The 25,925-nt window shown below is 73.8% G+C and carries 20 protein-coding genes and 1 pseudogene; 10 read left to right on the forward strand and 11 right to left on the reverse strand.

What is annotated here, in order from left to right:
• Positions 1–118: 118 nt before the first annotated feature.
• The 3 genes and pseudogenes from ACWCP2_RS15830 to ACWCP2_RS15840 all read right to left on the reverse strand — a co-directional run.
• Complete coding sequence (locus tag ACWCP2_RS15830) at positions 119–559, reverse strand: hypothetical protein (protein ID WP_450909145.1); 441 nt, start codon at positions 557–559, stop codon at positions 119–121.
• A complete protein-coding gene (locus ACWCP2_RS15835; protein ID WP_450909220.1) occupies positions 556–3,450 on the reverse strand; it encodes an AAA family ATPase in 2,895 nt (964 codons plus the stop codon). Before ACWCP2_RS15835 ends, ACWCP2_RS15830 begins: the two co-directional genes overlap by 4 nt.
• A 564-nt stretch (positions 3,451–4,014) precedes the next feature.
• Positions 4,015–4,509: pseudogene (locus ACWCP2_RS15840) on the reverse strand (AfsR/SARP family transcriptional regulator); the annotation flags it as partial.
• A 394-nt stretch (positions 4,510–4,903) separates the two neighbouring features.
• On the opposite strand from ACWCP2_RS15840, the gene ACWCP2_RS15845 reads away from it, so the two are divergent.
• Positions 4,904–5,965: an NADP-dependent oxidoreductase gene (locus ACWCP2_RS15845; RefSeq protein WP_450909146.1), complete on the forward strand. Its 1,062-nt coding sequence runs from the start codon at positions 4,904–4,906 to the stop codon at positions 5,963–5,965.
• A gap of 90 nt (positions 5,966–6,055) precedes the next feature.
• Here the strand turns inward: ACWCP2_RS15845 and ACWCP2_RS15850 are convergent, their stop codons facing one another.
• On the reverse strand, positions 6,056–7,054 hold the full coding sequence (locus ACWCP2_RS15850; RefSeq protein WP_450909147.1) for a helix-turn-helix transcriptional regulator: 999 nt from the start codon (positions 7,052–7,054) through the stop codon (positions 6,056–6,058).
• Between the two features lie 162 nt (positions 7,055–7,216).
• Between ACWCP2_RS15850 and ACWCP2_RS15855 the strand changes: the two genes are divergently transcribed.
• The 4 genes from ACWCP2_RS15855 to ACWCP2_RS15870 all read left to right on the forward strand — a co-directional run bounded on the left by ACWCP2_RS15855 (position 7,217) and on the right by ACWCP2_RS15870 (position 11,409).
• Complete coding sequence (locus tag ACWCP2_RS15855; protein WP_450909148.1) at positions 7,217–7,636, forward strand: hypothetical protein; 420 nt, start codon at positions 7,217–7,219, stop codon at positions 7,634–7,636.
• A 147-nt stretch (positions 7,637–7,783) separates the two neighbouring features.
• Complete coding sequence (locus tag ACWCP2_RS15860; protein WP_450909149.1) at positions 7,784–7,996, forward strand: hypothetical protein; 213 nt, start codon at positions 7,784–7,786, stop codon at positions 7,994–7,996.
• Between the two features lie 355 nt (positions 7,997–8,351).
• The gene (locus ACWCP2_RS15865; RefSeq protein ID WP_450909150.1) at positions 8,352–9,980 is read left to right on the forward strand and encodes a CHAP domain-containing protein; all 1,629 of its coding nucleotides are present in this window, start codon (positions 8,352–8,354) and stop codon (positions 9,978–9,980) included.
• A gap of 166 nt (positions 9,981–10,146) precedes the next feature.
• Positions 10,147–11,409, forward strand: a complete 1,263-nt coding sequence (locus tag ACWCP2_RS15870) for a transglycosylase family protein (RefSeq protein WP_450909151.1) — start codon at positions 10,147–10,149, stop codon at positions 11,407–11,409.
• Positions 11,410–11,510: 101 nt separating this feature from the next.
• Here ACWCP2_RS15870 and ACWCP2_RS15875 read toward each other — a convergent pair whose 3' ends face one another.
• The 3 genes from ACWCP2_RS15875 to ACWCP2_RS15885 form a co-directional block, all read right to left on the reverse strand.
• Positions 11,511–13,169: a transporter gene (locus ACWCP2_RS15875; protein WP_450909152.1), complete on the reverse strand. Its 1,659-nt coding sequence runs from the start codon at positions 13,167–13,169 to the stop codon at positions 11,511–11,513.
• A complete protein-coding gene (locus ACWCP2_RS15880; protein WP_450909153.1) occupies positions 13,166–14,029 on the reverse strand; it encodes an ABC transporter ATP-binding protein in 864 nt (287 codons plus the stop codon). The genes ACWCP2_RS15875 and ACWCP2_RS15880 overlap by 4 nt, the downstream gene beginning before the upstream one ends.
• A gap of 129 nt (positions 14,030–14,158) precedes the next feature.
• Entirely contained in the window at positions 14,159–14,848 is a 690-nt protein-coding gene (locus ACWCP2_RS15885; RefSeq protein WP_450909154.1) for a bifunctional DNA primase/polymerase, read from the reverse strand.
• A 210-nt stretch (positions 14,849–15,058) separates the two neighbouring features.
• Between ACWCP2_RS15885 and ACWCP2_RS15890 the strand changes: the two genes are divergently transcribed.
• Positions 15,059–16,438: a transcriptional regulator gene (locus ACWCP2_RS15890; RefSeq protein WP_450909155.1), complete on the forward strand. Its 1,380-nt coding sequence runs from the start codon at positions 15,059–15,061 to the stop codon at positions 16,436–16,438.
• Positions 16,439–16,599: 161 nt separating this feature from the next.
• Complete coding sequence (locus ACWCP2_RS15895; protein ID WP_450909156.1) at positions 16,600–17,946, forward strand: hypothetical protein; 1,347 nt, start codon at positions 16,600–16,602, stop codon at positions 17,944–17,946.
• A gap of 25 nt (positions 17,947–17,971) precedes the next feature.
• Here ACWCP2_RS15895 and ACWCP2_RS15900 read toward each other — a convergent pair whose 3' ends face one another.
• Positions 17,972–19,324 carry an ABC transporter substrate-binding protein gene (locus tag ACWCP2_RS15900; protein ID WP_450909157.1) on the reverse strand — a complete coding sequence of 451 codons (1,353 nt, stop codon included), beginning with the start codon at positions 19,322–19,324 and terminating at the stop codon, positions 17,972–17,974.
• 231 nt (positions 19,325–19,555) lie between these two features.
• On the opposite strand from ACWCP2_RS15900, the gene ACWCP2_RS15905 reads away from it, so the two are divergent.
• Positions 19,556–20,002, forward strand: coding sequence for an SCO4402 family protein (locus tag ACWCP2_RS15905; protein ID WP_450909221.1), 447 nt, complete (start codon positions 19,556–19,558; stop codon positions 20,000–20,002).
• A gap of 19 nt (positions 20,003–20,021) precedes the next feature.
• Positions 20,022–20,897, forward strand: a complete 876-nt coding sequence (gene purU, locus ACWCP2_RS15910; RefSeq protein WP_450909158.1) for a formyltetrahydrofolate deformylase — start codon at positions 20,022–20,024, stop codon at positions 20,895–20,897.
• Positions 20,898–20,969: 72 nt separating this feature from the next.
• On the opposite strand, the gene ACWCP2_RS15915 is transcribed toward purU, so the two are convergent.
• Positions 20,970–22,358, reverse strand: a complete 1,389-nt coding sequence (locus ACWCP2_RS15915) for a maleylpyruvate isomerase N-terminal domain-containing protein (RefSeq protein ID WP_450909159.1) — start codon at positions 22,356–22,358, stop codon at positions 20,970–20,972.
• Positions 22,355–22,933 (reverse strand): sigma-70 family RNA polymerase sigma factor, encoded by a 579-nt coding sequence (locus ACWCP2_RS15920; RefSeq protein ID WP_450909160.1) that lies wholly within the window; start codon positions 22,931–22,933, stop codon positions 22,355–22,357. Before ACWCP2_RS15920 ends, ACWCP2_RS15915 begins: the two co-directional genes overlap by 4 nt.
• A 423-nt stretch (positions 22,934–23,356) precedes the next feature.
• Here ACWCP2_RS15920 and ACWCP2_RS15925 point away from each other — a divergent pair, with 423 nt between their 5' ends.
• Positions 23,357–23,875 (forward strand): EF-hand domain-containing protein, encoded by a 519-nt coding sequence (locus ACWCP2_RS15925; RefSeq protein ID WP_450909161.1) that lies wholly within the window; start codon positions 23,357–23,359, stop codon positions 23,873–23,875.
• A 409-nt stretch (positions 23,876–24,284) separates the two neighbouring features.
• Here ACWCP2_RS15925 and ACWCP2_RS15930 read toward each other — a convergent pair whose 3' ends face one another.
• On the reverse strand, positions 24,285–25,838 hold the full coding sequence (locus ACWCP2_RS15930; RefSeq protein WP_450909162.1) for a class I adenylate-forming enzyme family protein: 1,554 nt from the start codon (positions 25,836–25,838) through the stop codon (positions 24,285–24,287).
• Between the last annotated feature and the right edge of the window lie 87 nt (positions 25,839–25,925).

Here is a 25,925-nt window from a genome sequence, read left to right on the forward strand (position 1 = left end):
AGGCATGCCGGGGCCGTCGTAGGCCTGCTGCGGGCTTCCGCGGGCTTCTGCGGGCTTTCCAGGGCCTTCCGTGGCCGTGTGCGGCCCTGCGCGGGGGTTTCGCGGGTCGTTCGCTGCGTCAGGTGGCCTGCGGTGGTGGGCAGTCGGCCGGCGGGGGGCCGGGCGGAGTGCCGGGCGGCGGTGGGCGCAGCATGCGCAGGGCGTCGGTCAGGGTGATGGGTTCGTCGCTCCAGGAGCAGACCTCCAGCCAGGTCAGGAAGCCGTTGCGGGTGAACGCGAGGATCTCGCCGACGCAGTCCTCGGCCGCGTCGCACAGCTGAACCTCGGCCGCGACCACGGTGCCGGCGGGCGTGGGCGCTGCTGCCACCCGGTCCGTGTCCAGGTCGAAGTACGTCGTGCCGCAGCCGCACGAGCAGCGGCCGGTCACCCGCAGGTGCGGCACTTGCCGGCGCAGCGTGCGGTGGACCGGGTGCTGTGGACTCAGTACGGCGTCCAGTACGGCGTCCAGTGCGGCGGCGACGTCCGGGGGCAACTCCCGCGTCCCGCCCGGGGTCTTCACGGGCCGCCCAGGAGGGCGAGCTGCTCCGGCAGGGGGAGGGCCTCGCCCGCGGCGAAGGCCGTCGCGAAGGCCTCCGGGCCCAGCGCCGCCCGGGCCCGGGCCGTCGCCCGGTCGGTGTCGGCGCGCTCCGCGCGGGGGCGCGGGGTGCCCGCCGAGGCGCGCAGCGCCGTCGCCGTGCCCAGCAGGGAGGCCGCCCGGGCGGGCGGGAGTGTCCCGGCCAGGCCTTCGAGGGCCAGGGCGAGCGCCCGGGGGTCCCCGGTGCGGCGGGCCGCCGCGAGGCCTTCGCGGTGGAGGGCCTCCGCCGTGCCCGGGTCGGCCCGCAGCTCCGCGACGTACCCCAGCTCCGCGAGGACCAGCGCGGCTCCGGAGTCCACCCCGAGCCGCTGGTTCCAGTCGAGCCACGGCCGCAGCAGGGCCTCGGCGCCGGCCAGGTCACCGCCGCGCCGCGCGCCCAGGGCCAGCCCGATCGTCGCGAACTGCTCGGCCGGGCGGTGGGACTGCTCCTCCGCCAGCCGCAGCGCCTGCCCGTGCAGGTCGGCCGCGCGGGCCAGGTCGCCGGTCAGCAGCGCGATGCGGCCCTGCCGGGCCAGCCGGAAGGAGGCGTGCGTCCACAACTCCAGTTCCCGCGCGTCCCGTACGCCGTCCTCGTGCAGCCGCGCCGCGGCCGCGTAGTCCCCGGTCACCTCGGCGAGGATGCCGAGCTGCTCCGAGGTCTGCAACTGGCCCCAGCGGTCGCCGAGTTCCGTGAAGACCGTGGCCGCCGCCTCCGCCTTCGCGCGCAGTTCCGCGAGGTCGCCGTCGTACAGGGCCCGGGTGGAGAGGGTGAGTAGCGCTGCCCCCTCTCCCCATTGATCGCCCCGTGCGCGGAACTGGGCGATGAGGAGAACGAGTTCGTCCTCCCGTACGCCGGGTCCCGGATCGGAGCCGGAGGCGAATCCGCACCGGGCGTGGGCCAGCAGCCACCGGTCCCGGAGTGGGGCGCCGGAGAAGTCGGCGTCCAGGTGGCCGTCGTCTCCGCCGAGCAGGGCGAAGGCGGCGTGCAGGGTCGTGGATCCGGCCGTCCGGGTGGCCTCGGTGGCTTCCCGGATCCGGCCGCGCAGGAACCAGTACCAGGACAGTGCTCCGACCAGCCGCCGCCCCGGTTCCCCGGCTCCCAAGTGGTCCAGGGCGGCCCGGGTGTTGGGGCCCTCCCGGTCGAGCCGCCGCAGCCACGCGCCCTGCCCCGGACCGTGCAGATGCCCGGCCGCGCGCTCGGCGAGCTCCGTGCAGTACTGCGCGTGCCGCTGCCGGGTCGCGTCCGTCTCCCCGGCGGCGCCGAGGCGCTCCAGCCCGTACGCCGCCACCGACTCCAGCAGCCGCAGGCGGGTGTCCCCGTATGCCGTGTCCCCGTACGCCGGGTCCGCGCAGGCCGGGTCTCCGTAGGCCGGATCCCCGTAGGCGGTGGCCACGAGCGAGCAGTCCACGAGCCGCGTGAGCAGATCGAGTACGTCCTCGGGGGCGATCCCCGCGTCCGGGTCCGCGCACACCGCCTCGGCCGCCTCCACGGTGAATCCGCCCGCGAACACCGACAGCCGGCGCAGCACCGTCGCCTCGGGCGGGGAGAGGAGCTCCCAGCTCCAGTCGATCGTCGCGCGCAGCGTGCGCTGGCGGGCCGGGGCGTCCCGGCGCACCTGGCTGAGCAGGCGGAACCGGTCGTGCAGCCGTTCCGCCAGGGCCTCCACGCCCAGGACCCGTACCCGGGTCGCGGCGAGTTCCAGTGCGAGCGGGATCCCGTCCAGCCGGCGGCAGATCAGGGCCACGGCCCCGGTGGTCTCGGGGCCGAGGGTGAAGCCGGGGGCGGCGGCCGCCGCCCGGGCCGCGAACAGTTCCACGGCCTGCGCCTCCGCGAGCGGGGCGACGGCCTCGATCACCTCGCCCGAGAGCGCGAGGGGCTCCTGGCTGGTGGCGAGGATCCGCAGTCCGGGGGCGCGGCGCAGGAGCCGGGCGGCGAGGGCCGCCGCGGCCGGGAGGAGGTGCTCGCAGTTGTCGAGTACGAGGAGCGCCGTACGCCTGCGCAGGGCCTCGGCGAGCCGCTCCTCGACGGGGCCGCCGCCCGCGTCGTCCTCGCGGAGCCCGAGCGCGGCGGCCACCGCCCCGGCGACCGACGGGCCCTGCGTGCCGGCGAGTTCCACGAACCACACGCCGTCGGGGTGGGCCTCCTCCAGCCGGGCCCCCGCGGCGAGCGCGAGCCGGGTCTTGCCGACGCCGCCGGGTCCGCACAGCGTCACCAGCCGGCCGTCCCGCAGCGCCGCGCACACCCGGGCGACGGCCTCCTCGCGCCCCACGAGGGAGCTGACGGGGGCGGGCAGATTCCCCCCGCCACCCCCGACCCCCCGGCCCCGAGCCCCGTCCACCAAGCCCCCAACCCCCGCAACCGACCCCATGCCGGGCACCGGGCCCATGCCGGGCGCCGGGCCCATGCCGGACAGCGAGCCCGCGCCCGGCGCCGAGGCTGCGCCTGGCGCGGAGGCCATGTCCGGCGCGGAGGCTGCGCCCGGAGCCGAGGTCATCCCCGGTACGGAGGCTGCGCCCGGCGCCGAGACCATGTCCGGCACTGAGCCCATGCCTGGCACGGAGGCTGGGCCAGGCGCGGAGTCGATGCCCAGCGCGGAGTCCATGCCCGGCACGGAGCCCATGCCTGGCGCCGAGGCTGCGCCTGGCACGGAAGCCATGCCTGGCGCCGAGGCTATGCCTGGCGCGGAGGCCATGTCCGGCGTGGAGGCTGCGCCCGGCGCCGAGGTCATGCCCGGTACGGAGGCTGCGCCCGGAGTCGAGGTCATGCCCGGTACGGAGGCTGCGCCCGGCGCCGAGGTCATCCCCGGTACGGAGGCTGCGCCTGGCGCCGAGGCCATGCCGGGCACCGAGCCCGCGCCCGGCGCCGGGCCGCCCCGTACGGCCTCGCCCGGGCCCAGGCTGCCCGTGATCGTGACGGCAGGGCCTCCGCCTCCCGGGACCAGCGCCGTCGTGACGGCCGGCGCCGTGCCGCTCGGCGCTGCGCCGCTCGGGCCCGTGCCGCTCGGGCCTCCGCCCGCCGGGACCGCCGCCGTCGTGACGGCCGGCACCGCGCCGCTCGGCACCGTGCCGCTCGGGCCCCCGCCTCCTGGGACCGCCGCTGTTGGGACAGCCGGCACCGCGCCGGTCGGGCCCGAGCCGCCCGGCACCGCCCCGCCCGGGCCCAGGCTGCCCGTGATCGTGACGGCAGGGCCTCCGCCCGCCGGGACCGCCGCCGGGACCGCCGCCGGGACCGCCGCCGGGACCGCCGCCGGGACCGCCGCCGTCGTGACGGCCGGCACCGCGCCGCTCGGGCCCCCGCCGCTCGGCACCGCGCCGCTCGGGCCCCCGCCGCTCGGCACCGCGCCGCCCGGCCCCGTCGGCGGCGGACCCGTCAGGGCGGGGTCCTGGCGGAGGATGGACTCGTGCAGGGCCGCGAGTTCCGCTCCCGGGTCGATGCCCAGTTCCTCGGCGAAGAGCGCGCGCAGGTGGGCGTAGACGGCGAGGGCCTCGTTCTGGCGGCCCGCGCGGTACAGGGCCCGCATCTGGCTGCCGCGCAGCCGCTGGCGCAGCGGACGGGCCGCGGCGGGGCCGGCCAGCTCGTCTGCCAGTGCGTGGTGTTCGCCCAGTTCGAGGCGGGCTTCGGCCAGTTCCTCGTACGCGGTGATCCGCTGCTCCTCCAGCCGGGCGATGGCCGCCTGCGTGAACTGCGCGTCGCGGAAGTCGGCGTACGCCTCGCCCTGCCACAGCCCGAGCGCCCGCGCCAGCAGGTCCGCCCTGGCCCGCGGCTCCGCCTCCTTGCGCGCGGCGCCGGTCAGCTCCGCGAAGCGGTCCGCGTCCACCGCCCCCGCCGGAGCGCGCAGGGCGTAGCCCGCGGGACCGTACGCGACCAGGGAGCGTGCGCCGTCCTCCGCCCGGGCGAGGGTCCGGCGGAGTTGGGAGACCTTGGTCTGGAGGGTGTTCCCCGGGTTGCCGGGGGCGGCGTCACCGGCCTCGCCCCACAGGTCGTCGATCAGCCGGTCGACGGGGACGGGCCGGCCGTCGCGTACGAGGAGGGCCGCGAGCAGGGCCCGTACCTTCGCCTCGGTGACGCGGACGGGAGCGCCGTCATCCGTGCGGACGGTCAGTGGCCCCAGCACCTCGAAACGCATGCCGCAACGTTACTTCTTGGCGGTCGGTCAGCTACGGGTGGCCGTGCGCGGGGCCGTGCGTGACGCGTGCGCGGTCCGTGCGCGGCCCGTGCGCGGCCCCGGACATGGTGTTCCTGTGACCGCGACCGAGTGGTTGCGGGACCGCCCCGGAAGGAATCGTCAGATGAGCACCAACACCAACACCAACACCAACACCGCCGCCACCACCGCCCCGTTCAGCCGCGAGATCCGCCTCGCCTCCCGCCCCGTCGGCGAACCGGGCCCGCACCACTTCGAGCTGGTCGCCACCGGGGTCCCGGAGCCCGCCGAGGGCCAGATCCTGGTCCGCAACACCTGGATGTCCGTGGACCCGTACATGCGCGGCCGGATGGACGACGTCCCCTCCTACCTCCCGCCCTTCGCCCTCGGCACGGCCCTCGAAGGCAGTGCGATCGGCGAGGTCGTCGCCTCCCGCTCCGCCTCGGTCCCGGTCGGGGCGACCGTCTCGCACTTCCTCGGCTGGCGGGAGTACGCGGTCCTCGACGCGGCCGGGGCCACCGTCGTGGACCCGGCGATCGCCTCGCAGTCCGCGTACCTCGGTCCGCTCGGCACCACGGGACTGACGGCGTACGCGGCGCTGACCCGCACCGCCCCGGTCGGGGAGGGCGACGTGGTCTTCGTCTCCGCCGCCGCCGGCGCGGTCGGCAGCGTCGCCGGGCAGCTGGCGCGGCGGCTCGGCGCCTCCCGGGTGATCGGCTCGGCGGGCGGCCCGCTGAAGACGAAGAAGCTGCTGGACCGCTTCGGCTACGACGCGGCCGTCGACCACCGCCAGGGCGACCTGCCGGGCCAGCTCGCCGAGGCGGCGCCCGAGGGCATCGACGTCTACCTCGACGCGGTCGGCGGCGACCACCTCCAGGCGGCCATCGGCGCGATGCGCCAGGGCGGGCGGATCGCCATGGTCGGCGCGATCAGCGGCTACAACGCCACCGCTCCCGCGGTGGGCCCGGACAACCTCTTCCGGGCCGCCGCCCGCGAGGTGACCCTGCGCGGGATGCTCGTCTCCAGCCACTTCGACCTGTTCCCGGAGTGGATCGGCCGGGCGGCGGGATGGCTGGCGGACGGCAGCCTGCTGACGGAGGAGACCGTCGTCGACGGCATCGAGCACGCCCCGGAGGCCTTCCTCGGCATGATGCGCGGCGCGAACACCGGCAAGATGCTGGTCCGCCTCGGCCCGGCGGCCCGATGACCGCTGTGCCCACGCGAAGCCCCCGGGTGCCCCGTCACGAGGCGCCCGGGGGCTTTGTGCCGCGGCCTGCGGCTCCGCCGGGCCCGGCGGCTACTCCGTGCCGGGCAGCCAGCCGCGCTGGACGGCGCGGACTCCGAACTCGAAGCGGCTCGCGGCGTTCAGCCGTTCCATCAGGCCGGTGGCCAGCCGGCGGGCCGTGCGCGGCGACACGGCGAGCCGCTTGGCGATGGCCTCGTCGGTGAGGCCCTGCGCCAGCAGCCGGATGACCGTGGTCTCCTGCGGGGTGAGCCCGCCGTCGCTGCGCTCCTCCGCCGTGCCGCCCAGCGGACGGGCGTTGGACCAGACGTTCTCGAAGAGGGCGCACAGCGCCGTCAGGGTGCCCTGGCCGGTCAGCACCACCGCCCCCGCCGCGCTGTCCTCGCTGCTGACCGGGATGACGGCCGTGGTGCGGTCGAAGATCATCAGCCGGGTCGGGAGGTCGGGTGCGGTACGGACCTCTCCGCCGAGCTCGCCCAGCCATGCCGCGTAGGCCACGGTGGTCTGGCTGTTGCGGACGCTGTCCTGGAACAGCGACCGCATCCGTACCCCGCGGCCCAGCAGGGCCAGGTCGCTGGCCTTCGACGCCTCCAGGGTCTCGGGCCGGTGGCCCCCGCCGGGTGCGAAGGTCATCAGGTCGGTGCGGACCCCGTGCGCCAGGCTGGTGATCCTGGTGCGGATCTCGTCCAGGCCCACCAGCTGCTCGACGCCGGGACTGGAGGCGGCCGGGCTCAGATCGGCGAACTCCGCGATCAGCTGGGCGGCGGCCGCCCGTGATGCCTCGATGCGCAGCTGCTGGGCCGCGAGGTCCGCCTGCTGGCGGGCCATGAGGATCTCCATGCCGACCTCGGGCGAGACGGCCCGCAGTTCGCCCTCCTGCTCGTAGGACGGGCGGATCAGCGCCAGTTCACTGAGCAGGTCGAGGCTGTGTCGTACCTCCGTATCGGTGACGCCGAGCCGCTCGGCGAGCGCGCTCACTCCGTCGCGCGGGCGCGCGAGCATGGTGCGGTAGACGGCCTCGGCAGTCGCATCGAGGCCAAGTGTTGCCAGCACAGCGGTTCCCCCCCCCTGTGTACACCCGTAAATCAAGGTCAGCCGATCATCGCACGCGCGTCCGGCGGGCATCCGGGGCGCCCTGGCCACTTGCGGCCAGGGCCCCAACCGTCCAGCTTCAGGGTATTTGCCCGTTGTGGAGTCGCCGGGATCGTGGTGGGCATGTATCTCATCCACGCGGCCCTGCGTGCCCCCGCGCCCGGTGTCCGACTCCCCGCGCACGCGGGCGAACTCGTCCGCGCCCTCGCCGATGCCGATCCCACGGGCTGTGGGCCGGTGGAGCACGTGTCCACGCATCCGGGTGCGCATCCGGGCGGGCTATCGGCAGGGCTGCCGGGCGGGCTATCGGCAGGGCTGCCGGGCCCGACGCTGGGCGTGTACCTGATCGCCGACAGCCTGGCCGAGGCGGAGGGGCGTACGGAGGCCCTGTGCCGCCGCGCCGTCGAGGAGGTGCCGGCGCTGTCCGGCTGGGCCGTCGGCCGCGTGGGGGTCCCCCTCGTCACGCCGTACTACGAGCACCTCCTGCTGGCCGCTTCCGGCACGCGTGGCCACAACGGTCCAGGTCCGGTTCCGTCCAACTGAAAGTACTTCCACCGGCGCTGACCTGCGACGAAAGTAGTGATCACCGGAAGGGAACACCACCTGGAAGGCAAGACCGGAGGAAACGTCACCGCGGGACGTGAGACCGGAAAAGGCCCGTCATCCCAGCTCTCGAAAAGGACCACTCCCATGCTTCGCACTCGCCTCGTCAAGGCCGCCGCGGTCGCTTCCCTCGCCCTGGCCGTCGCCACCGTCACCCCGGCCCTGGCCGCCCACGGAACCGGTGACACCAGCGAGACCCGAGTCAGCGCCACCACCGCCTGGGAGAGCGCCCCCGCCGGCAAGAAGACCACCGCCTGGGAGACCGCTCCGGTCGGCAAGAACACCACCGCCTGGGAGTAGCCGGCCCCGCCGTCCGGGGCAGCAGCGCCGAAAGCGCCACCCGGTCACGGCCCACGAACTTCACCGCAGAACCCGCAGAACCCGTAGGACCCGCACACCCGCAGAACCCGCAGAACCCGCAGAACCCGTAAGACCCGCAGGACCCGTACCACCTTCACCACCGCCTGGCCGACCGACCGCCAGTGCCGATCCGCACCGCACCACCCGGGCACCGCACCCACCGGCCCGACAGCTGCTCCTGCAGGGCAGCCGTCCCCACCGGCCCGGCGCGCCCCCACACTTCGGCCTTCACCAGGCCCGTCTGCGGTCTCCGCAGCGACACCACACTTCCTTTCACGCCATCAGGAGCTTCGCCATGTCCCGCAGCATCAAGACCATCGCCATCCGCATCGCCTCCACCTCCGCCCTGGCGGCGACGGCGTTCACCATGGTGGTCGCCAACCCGGCCAGCGCCTCGCCGCTGACCGACGGAATATCCGCCACCGCTCGTGCCGAGGAGGGCAACGGAGCCTGTGCGCACGGTGGTTACGACGGTGGCCCCAACCAGTACAACAGCTGCAGCAACGGCCGTACGGCGCACGCCTGGTGTGCTGACTTCGCCGGCTGGGTCTGGGCCCGCAACGGGGTCACGGGTCTGTCGACCCTGACCGACGCGGCGGCCAGCTTCATGGCCTACGGAAAGAAGTACGGGACGCTCTCCGACACCCCGCACGTCGGTGACGCGGTCGTCTACGACTACAACGGCAGCAACTTCGCCGAGCACGTGGCTCTGGTGACCGGGGTCTCCGGGAACACGGTCACCATCACCGGCGGCAACCAGGGCGGAGGAGCGGGTCACGTCAGCACCGCCTCCACCTCCAAGTGGCGCGTGGGCGAAACCCCCTGGCGGCAGACGATCAGCGGCTACATCTCCCCGGCCGGCAGCTCGACCCCCTCCCTCCCGAACCCGGCCTCGCTGGCCGACGGCACGCTCGTGAAGTCGGCGAGCAGCCCGGCCGTGAAGGTGCTGATCAAGGGTGCGGGACTCGCGGTGGCGGCGTCCGACGTCACACCTGACAAGTACGACATGGGCAAGGTCGTCACCATCGACGACCAGGCCTTCCACTCGCTCTTCAGCGCCCCGCCGTCGGGCACCGTGGTCCACGACCAGGCCGGCGGTGCGGACCGGTACGTGATCATCGGTGACGCCGCGCTCAAGATCGGTGGCGCGGACTGGGTCTCCGGCGGCTACAACACCCGGGCCGACATGGGCGTTCCGACCTCGTGGCTGAAGAACGCGGCCCAGCGGACGGTGGCGACGGGCATCGTGGTCATGGACCAGTCGGGCACCGACCCGTCCCGCTACGTGATGGTCGCCGGCACGGCGCTGCACATCTCCGGCACCGAGTGGACGGCGGACAAGTACAACGAGCAGACCCTGATGGGTGTTCCGGCCGAGTGGCTGAAGGGCGCCGTGGCGAAGCCGCTGGAGTCCGGCACGGTCGTCATGAACCAGTCGGCCACCGACCCCTCCCGCTACGTCATGGTCGGCGGCACCCCGGTGGGCATCTCCGGCGCCGAGTGGACCGGAGTCGGCTACGACAAGCTGTCCCTGATGGGTGTCCCCGGTGAGTGGCTCGGCTCGGCGGTGACCAAGCAGGTCGCCAACGGGACCATCGTGAAGGACGCCTCCGGGTCCTCCGCCTCGGTCTACGTCATGGCCGGTGGCGTCGCCGCGCCGCTGACCAACGCCGACTTCACCGGCTTCGGCTACGACCAGCGCCCCCTGGACGGTGCCCCCGGCACCTGGCTGGCCTCGGCGGCCGCCAAGGCGGCTCCCGCCAACGGCACGATGATCAAGTCGCTGAACGACGCCACGGTCTGGGAGATCACGGGCGGCAAGAAGCGGGCCATGGCGGGCTCCGAGTTCGGTGCCGGCAAGCGCAGCTTCGACGACGTGGTCGGTGTCGGCACCGCCTTCATCGCCAAGTTCCCGACCGCCTGATCCCGGTCGCCGCCGGCGCCGCCACTGAGCGCCGCCGCTGAGGTCCACCGCTGAGATCCACCCCTGAGCACCGCCCCTGAGCCGCCCGGCCCGAACAGCCGGGCGGCTCGGTCCCGGCCGCTCCGCCGCCGACACCCCGACCGACCTGCTCCCCGAGGGAATCCCGATGCGCTCCGCCGCCGCCCGCAAGAACTCCGCACTCGCCACCGCCGCCACCGCCCTGCTGGCCCTGGCCGCCCCGCTCCTCGCGAGCACCCCCGCCTCCGCCGCGTCCATCGCGACCTGGGACAAGGTCGCGCAGTGCGAGGCCAGCGGAAACTGGAAGATCATCGACCCCAGTGGCAGCTACTTCGGCGGACTGCAGATATCGATGCCGACCTGGCGTGCCTACGGCGGTACGCAGTACGCCGACCGGGCGGACCACGCCACCAAGCAGCAGCAGATCCTGATCGGCGAGAAGATCCTGGCCGGGCAGGGCCAGGGTGCCTGGCCCAACTGCGGCCCGGCCGCGGGCCTGGGCGCCGACCACGCGAACCCGTACCCGACCGGCCCGACCTACCCGGCCCCCTCCTCCCTGGCCAACGGCACCCTGGTGAAGTCGCCGAACGGCCCGGACGTACGGGTGATGATCGCCGGGGCGGGTGTCCCAGTGGCCGGCTCGGACGTCGCCCCGGACCACTACGACCTGGGCAAGGTCGTGACCATCGACCCCAACGCCTTCAACGGCCTGCCCAGTGCCCCGCCCGCCGGCACCGTGGTCCACGACCAGGCCGGCGGCGCCGACCGGTACGTGATCATCGACGGTGCGGCCCTGCCGATCTCCGCGTCGGACTGGACCGAGGACGGCTACAACCTCCGCGCCGACTACGGCCTCCCGACCGCCTGGCTGCAGGCCGCGGCGCAGCGGACCGTGTCGACCGGCCGCGTGGTGATGGACCAGACCGGCAACGACCCGTCCCGCTACGTGGTCGTGAACGGTACGGCGCTGCACATCTCGGGTGCCGAGTGGACCGCCAACGGCTACAACCAGCAGGCCCTGATGGGGGTGCCGACCGACTGGCTGGCCTCGGCGGCGGCCCGGCAGATGCCCAACGGCTCCATCGTCAAGGAGGTCTCGGGCGCCGACTCCACCGTCTACGTCATGGCCGGCGGTGTGGCGGTCCCCCTGACCAACGCCGACTTCACCGGCTTCGGCTACGACAAGCGCCCGCTGCTGGGCACCCCGGGCGAGTGGCTGGCCTCGGCCGCCGCGAAGGCCGCCCCGGCCAACGGCACGATGCTGCTCTCCCCGAACAGCGCCACGGTCTGGGAGATCGTGGGCGGCAAGAAGCGGGCCATGGCGGGCTCCGAGTTCGGCGCGGGCAAGCGCAGCTTCGATGACGTGGTGAGCGTCGGCAACGCCTTCACGGCGAAGTTCCCGACCCTCTGACCGGCGGCTTTCGTCCAAGCGAGCGGGCCGTGGGCCTCCACTCCCGAGGGGAGCGGAGGCCCACGGCCCGTTCCGGCTTTCGAGGCAGGCCTCGTGTCCGGTCAGCCCTTGCTGACCGCCAGCAGGATCTCCGGGAGCCTGCGCGCCACCGTCGGGGCCGCGAGGCGCAGGCCGGCCCAGGTGGCCAGGGTGCCCCAGGCCACGCCGAGGGGGAGCAGGATCCAGCTCAGGGACTGCTGGTCCGCCACGTTGACGTAGACGGCCAGGACGATCACCGGGGCGCAGACCACCGCCGAGACGAGCATGCCGCCGACGATGCCCGCCCAGGCCAGGGCGCCCTGCCCCGGGGCGACGTTCTTGAAGGCGCCCTCCGTGGGGATCGAGTACGGGAAGCGGGCCGAGGCCAGGGCTCCCGTGCACAGCATCGAGCCGAGCAGGGCCAGCGCCAGGCCGAGGGCGCCGGGGAGACCGGCCCAGTCACCGACCAGGGCGGCCGTGACCGCCGAGACCACCACCGTGTAGGGCACGGTGATCAGCCCGAGGGCCAGGGCGCGGGCGCGCAGTTCCACGTACGCGTCCCGGGTGCTCGAAATGGTCTGCGCGACCATCCAGAACGCCGAGGTGTCCTGCCCGAACTGGTTGTACATCTGGAGGCCGAGCATCCCCGAGGCGAAGCAGGCCAGGTACACCGAGCCGTTGCCCTGGAGGGAGTTGACGACCGGGATGATCAGGCCGATCGCCAGCGCCGACACCCACGCCGACTTGGTCTTCGGGTCGCGCACCATGTAGTGCAGGGCGCGCCGGACGGCCGCGCCCGTACGGTCGTCCGGCAGGAGCGACCGGCCGCCGCCGGCCGCGCCGGCCGCCCGCGTCTTCTTCTCCTTGGCGGCCGCGATCGTCGAACCGTCCGGGGTGACCATCAGCTTGGTCAGGCTGCGCTCCCAGAACCGGAGCAGCAGGCCGAGGGCCACGACCGTGATGAGGAGCTGGGCGGCCGCGATCCCGTACGAGCCCTCGCTCGCGGAGTCCACCATCCCGACGGCCGTCGCGGGCGGCAGCCAGCGCACGACCGCCTCGGCCGGCTCCAGCCGCTCCAGGCCGCCGGCCTGGAACAGCCGCTCGGCGGCGAAGTTCGCGACCTGGGCGCCGATTGCGATCAGCAGGCCGCTGAGCAGGGCGAGGTCGCGGCCCTTGCGGCTGGTCAGCAGCCTGACGTTGGCGGTCGCCACGGCCCGGGCCAGCGCGACGCAGCCGACCAGCAGCAGCGGCACGGCCAGGACGGCGGACACGATGCCCGCCGCGCCGCGCGCGAGGGCGATGACCGAGCCGATGGCCAGGCACAGGGTGAACAGCGGCCCGATGCCGACGAGCGAGGAGGCCAGCAGGGCCCGTACGAGCGGACGCGGGCGCAGCGGCAGCATGACCAGCCGGCTCGCGTCGAGGGTCTCGTCGCCGGTGGGGAAGAACAGCGGGACGAACGTCCAGCCGAGCGCCATGATCGCGGCCAGCAGGACGACGACCGTCCCGGCGTGCGCGTTGCCGCGCAGCAGGGCGAGGCCGAGCGTGGTGAAGAAGGCGACGACGAGGGAGAAGGCGAGGGCGCCGAAGTAGGCGGCCTTGCGCTTCGAGGAGCCCTTGAGCCCGTTGCGCAGGAGCGACAGCTTGAGGCGGACGAAGATCGGGGTGATGTCGACGGTCGCGGCCGGCGCGGCGGACGTCACGGATGCGGTGGAGGCGACCGGTGCGGCGGACGTGCTCATCGGACGCCCGCCCCGTTGCCCGCGGCCCCGCCGCCGAGCCAGTCCAGGGACTCGCCCGTGGCGCGGCCCTGCGCTCCGACCAGCTCCAGGAACGCGGCCTGCAGCGAGGGCGCGTCGCCCCGTACCTCGGCCAGCGGGCCCGCGGCCCGGATCCGGCCGGCGGCCATGACGGCCACCCAGTCGCACAGCGACTCGACGAGCTCCATGACGTGGGAGGAGAAGACGACCGTGGCTCCGGAGGAGGTGTAGCGTTCCAGCACTCCGCGGATGGTCTGCGCGGACACCGGGTCCACGCCCTCGAACGGCTCGTCCAGGAAGAGCACTTCGGGGTTGTGGAGCAGTGCGGCCGCCAGGCCGATCTTCTTCCGCATGCCCGTCGAGTAGTCGACGATCAGCTTGTTCTGCGAACCGGCCAGGTCCAGGATGTCCAGCAGCTGCGTGGCCCGGCTGTCCGTCTCGCGGCCCGGCAGCCCCCGCAGCCGGCCCATGTAGCCGAGCAGTTCGCGCCCGGAGAGCCGCTCGAAGAGCCGCAGTCCCTCCGGCAGCACGCCGATCCGGGACTTGACCTGCACCGGGTCCGCCCACACGTCGTGCCCGGCGACGATCACGCGGCCCATGTCCGGGCGCAGCAGCCCGGTGATCATGGACAGGGTCGTGGTCTTGCCCGCGCCGTTCGGCCCGACCAGGCCGATGAACTGCCCGGCGGGCAGCTCCAGATCGATTCCGGACACGGCCACCTGCTCGCCGAACCGCTTCCACAAACCCTCGACCCGTACGGCGGGTACGGCGGACGGCGCGGATCGCGCACCGCCGCCCGTTCCGTCCGTCGCCCCGCCCATCGCAACGCCCTGGTCCGGCATGCGCCTGCCTCTCGTCCTGTTCCCCGTGTCCTGCTTTTCTCACGATAGGAGGAGGGGAAGAGGCCGGGCAGTTACTTATGTCATGAGTTCCGGGCGGGCCTTTGCGCCGGTCAGGCCCGCGTCCGCCGGTCAGGCCCCGCGCCGGGCCCGTTCCGCCGCCGCCTCGCGCCCGCAGGCGTAGGCCAGGGCGTCGATCAGCTCCTCCACGTCCGGCAGCCACCGGTTCGCGGCCGTCGGCGGCTGCGCCCACTGCACCGAACCGCGGCCGCCGATGCGGGTCGGCGGCGCGGGCACGTACTCGCCCTCACCGCGTGCGACCAGGTCGAGCTGGGCCGGCTGCCAGCCGATCTTGCGCAGCAGGTCGGGCACCTTCGCCCCGGCGCCGGGCAGCACGAAGAACAGCATCCGCCCCGCCGGGTTGGCGATCACCGGTCCGAGGGTGCGCTGCATGCGCTGGAGCCGGGCCAGGGCCAGGAAGCCGGCCGCGTCCGGGACGTCGAGCGCGTCGAAGGTCCGGCCGGTGGGCAGCAGGATGGAGGCCTTCGGGTTCTTCCCCCACACTCGCCTGACCTGCACGGCACTGCCCGAGGCCTGCGAGGCCCAGTCCTTCCCCGCGGCGTGCGCGCCGGGCACGGGGCACTCCGCCGCCCCGCACGAGCACCGCTCCCGCCCGTCGCCGGACTCCAGCCAGGTGCCGGCGAAGACATCCCAGTGCCGTTCTTCCGTGTACCGCACGGCATGGTCCAGCAGCGGCTCACTGCGCTGCGGGGGGAGGGGCGCGGTCTCCGTGACTCCGATGGTCTTTTCCACGTGCAACACAACTCTTGCGGTCACCGGGGGTTACGGGCGTCAACCGGCCGGGCTCGGGAGCATCGATCCTGCATGCGGGGCGCATCGGTGCATCGCGGGGGGCGCGTAGGAGGCCGGGGCGCCGGAGGTGGGTAACGACAGGACGCAATGGGGAAGATTCCCCGCACATCAGGCGGGAAGTGATCATTCGAACGATCACCCGCGTCTCTGGGGGTTTTCATGGCAGCCAGGCCTCTCGTCGCCCGCCAGCCGAACGAACGGCTGCAGGCGCTCATCCAGGAAGCCGGGTGCTCCAATGCCGGGCTCGCCCGGCGCGTCAACATGTGCGGGGCCGAGCACGGTCTCGACCTCCGCTACGACAAGACCTCCGTGGCCCGCTGGCTGCGCGGCCAGCAGCCGCGCGGCCGGGCCCCGGGGATCATCGCCGAGGCGCTGGGCCGCAAACTCGGCCGGACCGTCACGATCGACGAGATCGGCATGGCCAACGGCAAGAACCTCGCCTCGGGCGTCGGCCTGCAGTTCTCCCCGACCGTCATCGGCGCGATCGAGCAGGTCAGCGAGTTGTGGCGGAGCGACGTGGGGCGGCGCGACTTCCTGTCGGGGTCGAGCGTGGCCTCCTCGGCGCTGGTGGAGCCGAGCCGCGACTGGCTCATCACCGGGGCCGACGCGCAGGTCGCGCGCAGCGGCGGCTCGCGGGTGGGGATGTCGGACGTGGAGGCGGTACGGGCCACCACGCAGGCGCTGAAGGACCTCGACCACCGCTTCGGCAGCGGGCACGTGCGCCCGGTGGTGGTGCACTACCTCAACTCGGTGGTCTCCGGACTGATCGGCGGCTCGTACCGGGAGCCGGTGGGCCGGGCGTTGTTCGCGGCGGTGGCCCGCCTCACGGAGCTGGCGGGCTACATGGCGGTGGACACCGGCCAGCCGGGCCTGGCCCAGCGGTACTACATCCAGGCGCTGCGCCTGGCCCAGGCGGCGGGCGACCGCGCGTACGGGGGGTACGTACTGGCGGCTTCGATGAGTCACCTCGCGGCCGAACTGGGCAACCCGAGGGAGATCGCGCAGCTGGCCAGAGCGGCGCAGGAGGGCACGCGGGGCCAGGTCACCCCCCGGGTGGAGGCGATGTTCTACGCGGCGGAGGCGCGCGGGCACGCGCTCCTCGGCGACGCGCGCGCGACGGGGGTGCTGTCCTCGCGGGCGCTGACGGCGCTGGAGCGGGCGGAGCCGGAGTCGGGGGACGACCCCGAGTGGATCCGGCACTTCGACCGGGCCTACCTCGCGGACGAACTGGCGCACTGCCACCGGGACCTGGGCCAGGCCGACGCGGCGGCGAAGCGCGCGGAGGAGTCCCTGCGGGACCTCCCGGCGGGCAAGGCGCGGCGCCGGGCGATCGGCCTGCTCCTGCTGGCGGCGGCGCGGGTCCAGCAGCGCGAGGTGGAGGCCGCCTGTCAGACGGCCACGCAGGCCGCGGAGCTGCTGTCGGGCCTGCGCTCGCACCGCGGGGCGGCGTACCTGGAGGACTTCCGCACCCGCCTGGACCCGTACCGGGAGGAACCGGCGGCCCGGGAGTTCACCGCCCGCCTGGAGCCGGTCGGCTGACCCGCCGCCCGGGCCGCGTACGGCGGATTTCCCCTCCGATACCGGACATCCGGTGCCCGGCCCGGGTCCCGGGGGCCGGGCCCGGCACTGGCAATCCCGGCGGGGAACGGTAGCGTGAGCCGACGGTTCCGTAGACGCGGAAGGTCGGAGAGGGAGTTCCGGTGACGGAGAGCGGACAGGGCGGCAGCCCGCAGGGAGGCGAGCCGTGGGGCCCGTACGTACCCGCGCAGCCGCCGACGCAGCCGCCCGCGCAGCCCGGCGGTGAGCCGGAGTACCTGCAGGGCGAGCCGTCCTACGGGCAGCCCCCCTACGGCCAGCCGTCCTACGGCTACCCCGCACCCGACGGCCCCGCCTACGGCTACCCGCAGGGTCACGTGGTCGGCCCCGGCTACGAGGGTCCCGGCGCCCCCCACGGCTACGGCTACCCGCCGCTGCCGGAGGCGCCCACCCAGTACATCCCGCCGGTGCCCGCCGCCCCCGCGCACGAGGAGGCGGCCACGCAGTACATCGCGCCGGTCCCCGCGGGCCCGGCGCACGGCGAGGCGGCCACGCAGTACATACCGCCCGTCCCCGCGGCCCCCTCCTACGAGGAGGCCGCGACGCAGTACATCCCGCCGGTCCCGGCCGCGCCGGCCGATCCCGCGGCCGGCTTCGACGGACTGTTCCGGGGCGAGGAGTTGCAGCACACGGCGCAACTGCCGCCCGTCCAGGAGCCGGTGCTGCGCCGGCAGCCGCCGCAGCGCTCCCATCCGCAGCAGCACCCGCAGCAGCCGCAGCAGTTCGCGCGGCAGCAACACCCGCAGCAGCACCAGCAGTTCGCGCCGCCGCCGCAGCAGTACCCGCCGCAGCCGCCCTTCGAGGAGCCGCCCGCCCCCCGCAGGGTCTCGCCCGCGATCATCGGCGCCGTGGTCATCGGCCTGGCCGTCGTCGGGCTCGGGGTCGGCGCGCTGCTCAGTGACGGCAAGGCGCAGAACAACGACCCGGCCGCCGTGGCACCCGCCCCCAAGCCCGGCAGCTCCACTGCGGACACCGGAGAGGTCGCGCTGGACCCCGCGCAGCCGCAGGCGGTCCAGCTCGACAAGCTCCTCGCGGACAGCAACGACAGCCGGGCCGCGGTGATCAAGGCCGTCGAGGACATCAAGGGCTGCAGCAACCTGGAGCAGGCGGCCACCGACCTGCGCGACGCGGCCCGCCAGCGCGAGGAGCTGGTGACCCGGCTCCAGGAGCTCAAGGTGGACAAGCTCCCCAACGACGGGAAGCTGACCGCGGCCCTCACCAAGGCGTGGAAGGCCTCCGCCGAGGCCGACAACAGCTACGCGGCCTGGGCGGACGACCTCAAGGGCGACGGCGGCAAGTGCAAGGACGGCAAGGCCAGGTCCACCGGCAACGCCTCGGACGGGAACAAGGCGAGCGGCGACGCCACCCGCGCCAAGGAGACCGCGGCCGGGCTGTGGAACACCATTGCCGGCAAGTACGGCCTCACCAAGCGGGACAAGAGCCAGCTCTAGGGCACGACGCGCCCTGGGCCGTGCCTTAGCTCGAACGGGGGGACTGTTCCAGGGTCTTGGTCATGTCCAGGGACGGCTCCCCGCCCGGCTGGGCGACCAGGCGGCCCTGCTGGACGATCTGGAAGGTGACCCGGCCGTTGACCATGCGGGGGAAGCCGGAGACGGCGCGCATGTCCTGGTAGCGCCAGCTGAGGTCGGGGGTCAGGCCGCCGGTCTTGACCGGCTCGGCCTGGTTGAGCTTGCGGGTGAGGCTGCGCCCGGTGATCTCCTCGTCCCCGCCGAAGCGCTTCACCATCTCGCTGAACACCGTGTACGCGATCCAGGTGGTCTGGGCGCCGCTGTCGTCGGGGTCCACGGCGTTGTCGCCGAAGGCGTAGTCGGCGATGACGTTGCGCATCTGCGTCCAGAGCGGGTCCGAGGCGACCGGGTACCAGCTCGTGACGTACGCGCCCTCGAAGGGGCTCTCCTTGCCGCCGGTGCGGTCGACCAGGGCCTGGCTGACCGAGCCGAGCACCGAGGAGATCTGCGGCTTGCGGTTCTGGGAGTCGGCGCGGCGGAAGGCGTCGAAGAAGGTCTCGGTGCGTGCGCCGAGCACGGCGGCCACGCAGCCCTTGTCCTTGCCGTCCTTGCCGTCCCTGCCGTCCTTCACCGAGGAGGCCCCGCCCTTCGGGGAGCCGCCGGGGGAGGAGGCGGCCAGGGCCTCGTTGGCCTGGACGGAGAGGTCCGCGGAGTCCTCGGCGGCCCGGATGTCGGTGGCCCCGGGCATCTGGTTGGCCTTGAGGCCGGAGTTGAGCTGGCCCGGCAGGGAGTCGCCGGCGAAGGTGTCGGGGCGGACCAGGGCGACCTTGGCGCAGGCGCGCCCCAGCTGGTGGCCGGCGCCGGCCACCAGGACGGGCTGGCCGCCGTTGACCGGGTAGGAGAGCGGGGACTGGAACTCCTCGGGGGAGACCCCGTACCCGCCGATGAACGGGATGCCCGCCACTTCCAGCGGGGCCAGGAAGGCGCGCCCGTGCTGGCTGTAGGAGCCGATGACGGCGACGGCCTTCTCGGCGACGGCCTTGCGGGCGCAGTCGGCGGCCCCGGTCGGGGTGTTGCGCTCGTCGCAGGTCAGCACGCGGAGCTTGCGGCCGTTGATGCCGCCCTTGGCGTTGACCCAGCGCTCGTACGCCTTGGCCATGCCCGGCATGCCCGGCATGTTGGTCGCCTTGGAGTCCCCCGGGGCGAAGGTCATGACGGTGAGGGTGTCGGCGCCCCCGGAGCCCCCCGAGACTCCGGGGAGCGCCCCGCAGCCGGCGACGAGCCACGCGCCCATCGCCATGGCCGTGGTCCGGGCCAGAAAGGTTCGGGAGAGTGCTGCTGCGGATCGCCGGGTGGTCATGTGCATGCACCATTCCGCGCCCGGGGTAACTGAAGTGTGAGGTGTACACAACATCCGGTGACGTCCAGGTGAATTACGGGTGGCGCCCACACGCTGAGTGAGCGCCGGGCGGGTCCGGGCCGTCGGGTCCGGGCGCCTCAAGATCACGCCGGACGGGAACGTACGATCGAAAGCGTGACATTCGCCCAAGGTTCGAAGAACTCTTCCCGCCGCGGCGGCCGCTCCTCCACCATGGGCGGCATGCCCCTCAACGACATGCCGTGGTGGCGCTGGCGCAGCAACGTGCGCTCGGCGCTGCACATGCTTTCCGACCCCGCGTTCCAGGAGGACACCTGGCTGGCCGGCGCCGACGGGTACGGGGACGTCACCGACGCCGTGTACCGGCTCGTCGAGGACACCTGGCTCGACAGCTGGTCCGCGGAGAAGTACGTCGGCACGATCTTCCGGGACTCGCAGGAGGCGGCCCTCGTGGACCTCGCCGTGCTGCGCGTGCTGCGGATCATGCACCAGATCGGCCCCGACGCCCCGGTCTCCGGATACCTGGAGCACCACGCCTGGCCGGAGGCGGTACGGGCCGCGCGCGAAGCCCACGTACGGCTGTCGACGGCGGACGGGGACGACCCGGACGCGCGTCCGCGCTCCCTGGACGTCCTGAGGATCCTCACGCGCGCGGTGTGATGTGGAAGGCTGTGGGGTCATGAGCGACGACCCGCAGCCCCAGGCCACGCAGCAGTACGTACTGACCCTCTCATGCCCGGACAAGCAGGGCATCGTGCACGCCGTGTCCAGCTATCTGTTCATGACCGGGTGCAACATCGAGGACAGCCAGCAGTTCGGCGACCGCGACACCGGACTGTTCTTCATGCGGGTCCACTTCGCGGCCGACGCCCCGGTGACCGTGGAGAAGCTGCGGGCCAGTTTCGCCGCGATCGGCGACACCTTCCGGATGGACTGGCAGATCCACCGCTCCGACGAGCGCATGCGGATCGTGCTGATGGTGTCGAAGTTCGGCCACTGCCTCAACGACCTGCTCTTCCGCCACCGGATCGGTGCGCTGCCGGTGGAGATCGCGGCCGTGGTCTCGAACCACACCGACTTCGAGGAACTGGTCGGCTCCTACGGGGTCCCGTTCGTGCACATCCCTGTGACGAAGGACACGAAGGCGGCGGCCGAGGCGCAGCTGCTGGAGCTGGTGCGGGCCGAGCAGGTCGACCTCGTGGTCCTCGCCCGCTACATGCAGGTGCTCTCGGACACCCTGTGCAAGGAGCTGAGCGGGCGGATCATCAACATCCACCACTCGTTCCTGCCGAGCTTCAAGGGCGCGAAGCCGTACCACCAGGCGCACGCCCGGGGCGTGAAGCTGATCGGTGCGACCGCCCACTACGTGACGGCGGACCTGGACGAGGGCCCGATCATCGAGCAGGAGGTCGAGCGGGTGGGGCACGAGGTCACCCCGGACCAGCTCGTGGCCATCGGGCGGGACGTGGAGTGCCAGGCGCTGGCACGGGCCGTGAAGTGGCACAGCGAGCACCGGGTCCTGCTGAACGGGACCCGGACGGTCGTCTTCACGTAACCGCGCACGGGCGGTCGGGCGGGCGGTCGGTCGGGCGGGCGGTCGGGCCGTCGCGCGGAGGCGCCGCGCGCCCTACATCCGGCTCAGGGAGGCCGCCGCGAAGAGGACGTCGCGGATGGCTTCCCGGTCGCCGTCCTGCCCGACCGCGGCGTCCTCCGGGGAGATGTGGCCGGCGGCGAGCTGGCAGAATTCCGTGCCGTCCAGGGCGATCCGGGCCACCGTGTGCTCCGGTGAGGGCTTCGCCGCGGGGGAGTCCAGCGCGATGTCCCAGCCGCCGCCTCCCGCGCCCTCGATCTCCAGGTGCAGGGTCCGGCCCGGCGCCCCCGCCGCGACCAGCCCGCGGGCCGGCGCCGCCAGTCCCGCCCGCCGGCGCCCGGCCAGGGCCGCCGGCAGGAGGCGGGCCGCCAGGTCGATCATCCGGTTCAGGTGGGGTGCGGCCGGCGGCCCGTACGGATAGTCCACCGCCTCCGCGATGTCCACGGCGTGCACCCAGCACTCGAAGGCGCGCTCCAGGAAGGCGTCCCCGAGGGGCAGGGCGAAGGCGCCGTAGTCCACGTCCAGTTCGGCCACGCCGCGGCCCGCGAAGGAGACCGTACGGACCAGGGTGTGGCCCTGCTCCCGCCACGGCTCGCGGACGCGGCGGGTGGTGGGGTACGGGGAGCCCTCCCAGAACCGCTCGGTGCGCTCGGTCGGGGTGTCCGCGGACGCCTCCGGGCCCAGGGGGTCGTCCAGGCCCAGCGCGGCCGCCACCAGGCCGTCCACCGCCAGCAGGTGTCCGATGACCCCGGCCACCGTGGTCCGGCGGGTCTGGCGGCGTTCCTCCTCGAACCACTTCAGCCGGACCGGGGTGTGCCACTCCGAGTCCCCGAAGTCCCGCAGCAGGGCGTCGAGCCGGGCCGTCTCGGTGTCGTACGGGCTCGCCCACAGCGGGACCGGGATGCGGGCGGGGCGCTTGCCGAGGCAGTCCTCCAGCACGCGCGAGCGCAGCAGCGGCTTGAGGTCGAGGGTCTCCTCGGGGTGCAGCAGCCCCACGGCGTCGCGCAGCCGCAGCGCCTCCTCGGCGCAGGGCGCGCATGCGGTGAGGTGGTCCTCGACGGCCTGGGTCTCCTCCGCGGAGCAGGCCGCCAGGGCCCAGGCGCCGAGCAGGGACTTCAGTACGGCATGGCTGGGCGGCGGCGCGGCCGGGACGGGCTCGGGCTCGGCGGGCGCCGGTGCGGCGGGGAAGTCGGTGACCGCCGGGTACTCCGTGAACTTGGCGTACGCGGCGTCGTCGAGGTCGTCGAGGTCGTCAAGGGCGTCGGGGGCATCGAGCTTGTCGGGGTTATCAGGCTTGTCAGGGTGGTCGAGGGTTTCGAGGTCGTCGGCAGCGCCGCGCGGGCCCGGTATGCGCGCCGGGCCGCCGCCGGGGTTCGGGGGTCGTTCGTACGCTTCGCCGTCTTCTTCACCGAAGGGGCTCGTCATCGGGGCGTTCCATATCCGGAGGGGCCGTACCCGGGCGGGACCGTGTCCTCGCGCGGGACGGCGTTGGCCGTGGACAGGAGTTGCAGGCCCAGGCGCAGCCGGCGCCGGGCCTCGTCCTCGCTGATCTGCAGGTCGGCGGCGGCCTGGCGGTAGTCGCGGCGCTTGAAGTAGGCGAGTTCGAGCGCGGCCCGCAGGGGCGCGGGCATGGAGGTGACGATGAAGTCGGCGCGGGCCGCCGCGTTGGCGCTGCGCACCTTCTGCTCCAGTTCCTCGCGGGAGCCGTTGCCCAGTTCGGCCTGGCGCAGGCGGGCCACGGCCTGCCCCTGGGTGATGCGGGCGACCCAGGAGCGCATGGAGCCCTGTTTGGGGTCGTAGGCGTCGGGGTTCTCCCAGATGTAGCCGAAGACCTCGCGGGTGACCCGGTCGGCGGCCGTCTCGTCGTTCAGGACCCGGTGGGCGAGGCTGTGCACGAGCGAGGCGAAGCGGTCGTAGAGCTCGCCGAGCGCGGCGGCCTCGCCGCGGGCCAGGCGTTGTTGCATGCGGCGGTCCCAGCGCGGTGGTGCGTCCTTCGGCATCGTGCCCCCAGCCGGATTCCCGGTTTCAGCCGTGTGTCGACCACTCGAATGTAGTGGGCATGCAGCGGTTCGCGCCTGTTTTGCCGGAACCCGTTCCGGGAGACGCGCCCTGCGTGATAGGGGCGTCGCGCGGCGTGAACGCGCATGCCGGGCCCGGACGGGGCCGTTGGGAGAACGGGTTGGAGCACGGGTTGGGGGACGGGTTGGGGGACGGAACGAGGGACGGGTTGAGGGCGTGAGTCGGGGGAACACGCCGGGGGAGCAATGGGTACAGACGTACGCGCCCCACCGCGCTCCTCGTGCGCTGGTTCGATGCGGCCACCTGCTTGCCCGCTTCGCTTAACGCGCAGGCCACGTAGGCCTTACGCTCCTGTCCTGTCTTGAACTGCACCCCACCGCATATGTGAAGGCGGAACGCCGAATATGGACAGCGCAGAATACGAGCGCAAGATCGCCGCCCGCTTCGCCACCTTCGACCAGGACGGGTCCGGGTACATCGACCGGGAGGACTTCAGTACGGCGGCCAGGGCGGTCCTGGCCGAATTCGCCGTCGCCGCCCGGTCCGACCGGGGCCAGGCCGTGTTCGCCGGGGCGGAGGCCTTCTGGCAGGGCATGGCCGGCATCGCGGACGTGGACGGGGACCAGCGGGTGTCCCGCGAGGAGTTCGTCACGGGCGCGGCGAAGCGGCTGCGGGACAACTCGGACCGGTTCGCCGAGATCGCGCGGCCGTTCCTGCGCGCGGTGATCGCGGCGGCCGACCCGGACGGGCCCGGTGCGACCCCGGAGGCGACGGCGCGCGTGCTGCGCGTGCTGGGCACCCCGGAGGAGCTGGCGGGCCCGGTCGCGAAGGCCCTGGACGCGGACGGCGATGGCCGCATCACGGAGGACGAGATCCTGGCGGCCTTCGCCGGCTACTGCGGGGTGGCGGCGCCGGACGCGTAGCGCCCGCGGCGAGCGGGGCGCGGGGACGTCACCTCCGACGGCCCGTGCCCCGGGCGGTCTTGGTCCCGGGCCGGCTGCCACCCCCGGGGGACACGACGGCCCTGAGCAGGCTCTCGTACTCCGCGGGGCGGGCGGCCAAGCCGGCCTCGGCGGCCAGCCCGTCGGGGTCGGCCCCGTGACCGCGCAGCAGGTCGGCCGAGGCCTCCGCGAAGGCCAGTGCCGCGCCGTGGCGGCGGCCTGCCTCGCTGAGCAGCCGCAGGGCTCGTACCGTGTCGGCGTCCCGCAGCGCTTCGGCCCGGCGGACGGCCTCGCGGTCGGCGGCGGTGAGCCGGTGCCCGAACCACGGCGTGGCCCGGGGCCGGGACCTCGCGCGGATGGTTCCGCCCGGCGGTGGCGGCGCAGGACGAAGCTACGCGAAGCGTTCGCGGAGCTTGTACTTGAGGACCTTGCGCAGGGCGTCGTTGCGGGGCAGGGCCTCGACCAGTTCCAGCTGCTCCGGGAGCTTGTGCGGGGAGAGGCCTTCCGCGCGGAGGTGCGAGGTCACCTCGGCCAGGGTCAGCGGGGCCGCGCCCGCGGGCTGTTCGACGACGGCGCAGACGCGTTCGCCGCGCTCCGGGTCCGGGAGGCCTATGACGGCGACGTCGGCCACGGCGGGGAGCCGGTGGAGCAGGTCCTCGATCTCCTTCGCCGAGATGTTCTCGCCCTTGCGGATGATGACGTCCTTGCTGCGGCCGGTCAGGACCAGGTAGCCGTCCTCGGTGAGGTGGCCCAGGTCGCCGGTGATGAGGTAGCCGTCGGTGTCGAAGACCCCGGCGTTCTCCGCGCGCCCCAGGTAGCCCTGGCACACCGCCTCCCCGCGCAGGCGGACCTCCCCGTCGGTGTCCGGGGGCAGGAGCGTGCCCTCCGGGGTCGTGATGCGGATCGACATGCCCTGCGGCGGCCGGCCCTCGGTGGTGGCGAGGTTCTCCGCGGTGTCGTCCGGGGCGCCCATCGTGATCATGGGGACCTCGGTCATGCCGTAGCCGTGGGTGAGCTGGCAGCCCAGTTCGCGGACGACCGCGTGGTAGATCTCCGGGGGTTTGGGTGCGCCGCCGCCCGCGAGGAGGCGCAGGCTGGGGATGAGCTTGGCGGAGGGGTCCTTGCGCTGCTCGGTGAGGAACATCGAGTAGAAGGCCGTGGAGCCGCCGGCGACCGTGACCCCGTGGCGGCGGTAGCCGTCCAGGGCGTCGGGCATCGCGAACTTCTCGAAGAGGACCGCGGGGAACCCGTAGAGCAGCAGCATCACCGTGTAGTCGGGTCCGGCGATGTGGGCGAACGGGAAGGCCATCGAGCCGACGTCGTCCGGTGACAGGTGCAGGGCGTGGGCCAGGCAGGAGCCGCCGGCGATGAGGGAGCGGTCCGTGTGCAGGACGCCCTTGGGGTCCGAGGTGGTGCCCGAGGTCCAGTAGATCCACCGGACCGAGACGCCCTCCGCGGGGGGCGGGGGGAGCACCGCCGGGTCTCCGGTCGGGAGGGAGTCGTAGGCCTCGAAGACGCCGTGGGCGCCGAGGCGGTGCGCCATCGCCGTGTGGTCGAAGCCGCGCCAGACGCCGGGGACGGCGAAGAACTCCGCCTTGGACTCGCGCAGCGCGAAGCCGACCTCGCGGTCCCGGTAGAAGGGGATCACGGGGGTCTGGACGGCGCCGATGCGGGCGAGGGCGACCGAGAGCAGCACGGTCTCGATGCGGGTGGGGAGCTGCCAGGCCACCACCGTGCCGGGGCGCACGCCCATGCCGTACAGGCCGGCCGCGACCTGTTCCGAGCGGTCGCGCAGTTCGGCGAAGGTCAGCCGGCGGTCGTGGGAGGGGTCCTCGGCGGCCTCGATGAGCACCGGGGCGTCCGGGGTCATGGCGGCCCGGCGGGTGATCAGGTCCCAGAGCGTGCGGGACCGGCTGAGTTCGACTGCGGTGCTGTTGTCCGTCATCCCGGACCCGCCTCCCGTTGGCCGCCACATGGACCTGACGGATAGTCAGATCAAGCGCAGAGCGTAGAGCGCGGACGCTTGTCGGTC

Source organism: Streptomyces sp. NPDC002104 (assembly GCF_053593795.1).